Here is a 4,110-nt window from a genome sequence, read left to right as displayed (position 1 = left end):
TTCCTGGGTCGTGCGGACGAGCAGGTGAAGGTCCGTGGTTTCCGGATCGAGCCCGGCGAGGTCGAGAACGTCGTCGTCACGCACCCGCAGGTCGCGCAGGCCGCGGTGATCGCCCGCGAGGACGTGCCGGGAGATGTGCGCCTGGTCGCGTACGTCGTCGCGGACGACCGGGACGACGACCTGGACGCCCTGCCCGCTCAGGTGAAGGCGTTCGCCGAGGGCAGGCTGCCGGAGTACATGGTCCCGTCGGCCGTGGTGGTGCTGGAGGCGCTGCCGCTGACGGGTAACGGGAAGCTGGACCGCAAGGCCCTGCCCGTCCCGGACTACGCGGCCGGCGCGGGTGCGGGCCGGGCTCCGGCGAACGAGCACGAGCGGGTGCTCTGCGAGGCGTTCGCCGAGGTGCTGGGGCTGGAGAGCATCACCGTCGACGACGACTTCTTCGTCCTCGGCGGCCACTCCTTGCTCGCCGTCCGCCTGGCCAACCGGATCCGGACGCTGCTCGGCGTCGAGGTGGAGATCGCGGCGCTGTTCGACGCGCCGACCCCGGCCGGGCTCGCCGACAGGCTGGCCCAGCAGACGGCCTCCGCACCGGCCAGGCCGGCCCTGCGGCCGCGGCGCAACCAGGAGGAGTCCTGATGGTTCCCTTGTCATTCGCGCAGCGGCGGCTGTGGTTCATCTCCCAGCTGGAGGGCCCGAGCGCCACCTACAACGTGCCGCTGGTCCTCCCGCTCGGCGGGGGGACGGACCGGGAGGCGCTGAACGCCGCGTTGCGCGACGTGATGGGCCGGCACGAGGTGCTGCGGACGGTGTTCACGACCGTGGACGGCGAGCCGTACCAGAGCGCCCTGAAGTTCGACGACCTGGCCTGGGAGCTGGTCGTCGAGGAGGTGCCCCGGGCGGAGCTCGACGCGGCGATCGCGGCCGCCGGGGCGTACGCCTTCGACCTGGCGGCCGAGGTGCCGGTCCGCGCCCGGCTGCTGGCGGTCTCGCCGCAGGAGCAGGTGCTGGTCGTGGTGTTCCATCACATCGCCTGCGACGGGTGGTCGACCGGGCCGTTCACCCGGGACCTCATGACGGCCTACCAGGCGCGCAGCGAGGGCCGGGCACCCGAGTGGGAGCCGCTGCCGGTCCAGTACATGGACTACGCGCTGTGGCAGCGTGAGCTGCTGGGCGGAGCGGACGACCCGGACAGCCTGCTGCACCGGCAGATGGCCTACTGGCGGGACGCGCTGGCCGGCCTGCCGGAGGAGCTGGCGTTGCCGGCCGACCACCCCCGCCCGGCCGCGGCCTCCTACCGGGGCCACCGGGTGCGGCTGGACGTCTCGGCGCAGACCCACGCCCGGCTGGTCGAGCTGGCGCAGGCCGAGGGCGTCACCGTGTTCATGGTGCTGCAGGCTGCCCTGGCGGTCCTGCTGAGCCGCCTCGGCGGGGGGACGGACATACCCGTCGGCACGGACGTCGCCGGCCGCACCGACGAGGCGCTGGACGACCTGGTCGGCTTCTTCGTGAACACGCTGGTGCTGCGCACCGACCTCACCGGCGACCCGACGTTCCGCGAGACGTTGCGCCGGGTGCGGGCGACCAGCCTGGCCGCGTACGGGCACCAGGACGTGCCGTTCGAGCGGCTGGTCGAGGAGCTGGCCCCGTCCCGCTCCCTGTCCCGGCACCCGCTGTTCCAGGTGATGCTGACCCTGCAGAACGCCGCGCGCACGGTGTGGGACGGCGAGCGCGTCGAGGTGTCCATCGCGTCCGCCGCCGGGGAGTCGGTGGCCAAGCTCGACCTGGAGGTGTCGTTCACCGAGGTGTTCGGGCCGGACGGCGCGCCGTCCGGGATCCGGGGCTCGGTGACGGCCGCCTCCGACCTGTTCGAGGCGGGGACGGTCTTCCTGCTCGCCGACTGCCTGGCGGGAGTGCTGGACACCGTGACTGGCAGCCCGGAGCTGCCGCTGAGCGGGGTGCGGATCACGGACGGCTCGGGCGCCGGGGCGGTCTTCCCGGGCCGCCCCTCCGTCGGCCCGGTCACCCCGCCGGCCGGCACGGCCGCGGATCGCCGGCTGGTCGCCTACGTGGTGCCCGCGGCGGGCGCGGTGATCGACCCGGCGGAGCTGCGCGCGTTCGTCCGGGAGCAGCTGCCGGAGTCGATGGTGCCGGCCGCCATGGTGCTGCTCGACGAACTGCCGCTCACCGCGAACGGCAAGGTGGACACCAAGCGGCTGCCCGCGCCGCCGGAGTACCCGGCCGGCACCGGGCGGGGCCCGGCGAACCCGCGCGAGGAGCTGCTCTGCGCCGTCTTCGCCGAGGTCCTGGAACTGGAGCGGGTCGGCGCGGACGACGACTTCTTCGCCCTCGGCGGCCACTCGCTGCTGGCGATCCGGCTGGTCGAGCGGCTGCGCGCGCAGGGCGTGAGCGTGCCGGTGCGGGCGCTGTTCGAGACGCCGACCCCGGCCGGGCTGGCGCTGGTGTCCGGGACCACCGCGGCCGAGGTGCCGCCCAACCTGATCCCGCCCGACGCGACCGCGATCACCCCGGAGATGCTGCCGCTGGTCGACCTCACGCCCGAGCAGATCGAGCGGGTCGTCGCGACCGTGGACGGCGGCGCGGCCAATGTCGCGGACGTCTACCCGCTCGGGCCACTCCAGGAGGGGCTGCTCTTCCACCACCTGTTCGCCGATGGCGGTGACGACGCGTACGTCATGCCGACGGTCCTGGAATTCGACACGCCGGACCGGCTCGACGCCTTCCTGGCGGCGCTCCAGAGCGTCCTCGATCGGCACGACATCTTCCGGACCTCGATCGTCTGGGAGGGCCTGCCCGACCCCGTGCAGGTGGTGTGGCGGCGTGCGCCGATGCCGGTCACGGACGCCACCCTCGACCCGGCCGGCGAGGACCCCGTCGCCGACCTGATCGCGGCCGCCGGCCTGTCGATGGACCTCGCCCAGGCACCGCTGATCACCGTGCACCGGGCCGTCGTCCCGGGCAGGGAGCGCCGCTTGGCGCTGGTCCGGATCCACCACCTGGTGCAGGACCACATGGCGCTGGAGCTGCTGCTCTCCGAGGTCGGCGCCTTCCTCACCGGCCGGTCCGCTGAGCTGCCCGAGCCGGTGCCGTTCCGCACCTTCGTGGCGCGAGCCTGTGACGAGGCCGAACGGGCAGGGCACGAGGAGTACTTCACCGAGCTCCTGGGCGACATGGAAGAGACCACCGCACCGTTCGGGGTCACCGACGTGCGCGGCGACGGGACGACGGTGACCCGCGGGGCCGTGTCCTTCCCACCGGAGTCCGAGCGCCGGCTGCGCGAGGTCGCGCGCCGGCTGCGGGTGAGCGCGGCGACGGTCCTGCACGTCGCGTGGGCCCGCACGGTGTCGGCGATGTCCGGTCGGGACGACGTGGTTTTCGGGACCGTGCTGTTCGGCCGGATGACGGGCGGGGCCGGCGCCGGTCAGGTGCCCGGGCCGTTCATCAACACGCTGCCGGTGCGTGTGCGCACGGGCGGCACCGGGGTGCTGACGGCGGTGTCGCAGATGCGCGCCCAACTGGCGCGGCTGATGGAGCACGAGCACGCCGCGCTCTCGACCGCCCAGCAGGCCAGCGGACTGGTCGGCGAGTCGCCGTTGTTCACGGCCTTCCTCAACTACCGCCACAACCCCGGCCGGGGTGCGGCGGAACCGGTGGCGGACCGGCCGGCCGAGGAGCAATCGGACGGCCGCGGCGCCCGCCTGTTGTACGCGCGCGAGCGCACCAACTACCCGCTCGGCGTCGCCGTGGACGACGACGGCGAGGGGCTCGGGCTCACCGTCGATGCGGCGGGCGGGATCGCCCCGCGCGCGGTCGGCGTGCTCGTGCGGTCGGCCACCGAGAACCTGGTGGCGGCGCTGGAAATGGCCTTGGACGGCGGCCCGGAGACGCCGCTGAGTGCGATCGGTGTGCTGGACGCGGCGGAGCGGCGTCGGGTGTTGGTGGAGTGGAACGACACGGCTGTCGAGCGTGTGGCGTCGACGCTGCCGGCGTTGTTTGAGGCGCGGGTGGCGTCGACGCCGGATGCGGTGGCGGTGGTCTTCGGGGACGAGGCGCTCAGCTACGCGGAGTTGGATGTGCGGGCGAATCGTCTGG

General features: G+C 73.8%; 2 protein-coding genes. Both read left to right on the top strand.

Annotated features, from left to right (window positions below; genetic code table 11):
* Positions 1–636 (top strand): phosphopantetheine-binding protein (locus ACIG5E_RS39080; RefSeq protein ID WP_396542018.1); only part of this gene is annotated, 636 nt, incomplete at its 5' end.
* On the top strand, positions 636–4,110 hold a 3,475-nt coding region (locus ACIG5E_RS39075; RefSeq protein ID WP_396542016.1), incomplete at its 3' end, for a condensation domain-containing protein. The genes ACIG5E_RS39080 and ACIG5E_RS39075, both read left to right, overlap by 1 nt.

It is taken from the genome of Kitasatospora sp. NPDC053057 (assembly GCF_044546945.1).
In the GTDB taxonomy this organism is placed as follows: Bacteria; Actinomycetota; Actinomycetes; order Streptomycetales; family Streptomycetaceae; genus Kitasatospora.
This window is presented reverse-complemented; position numbering and strand designations above follow the sequence as displayed.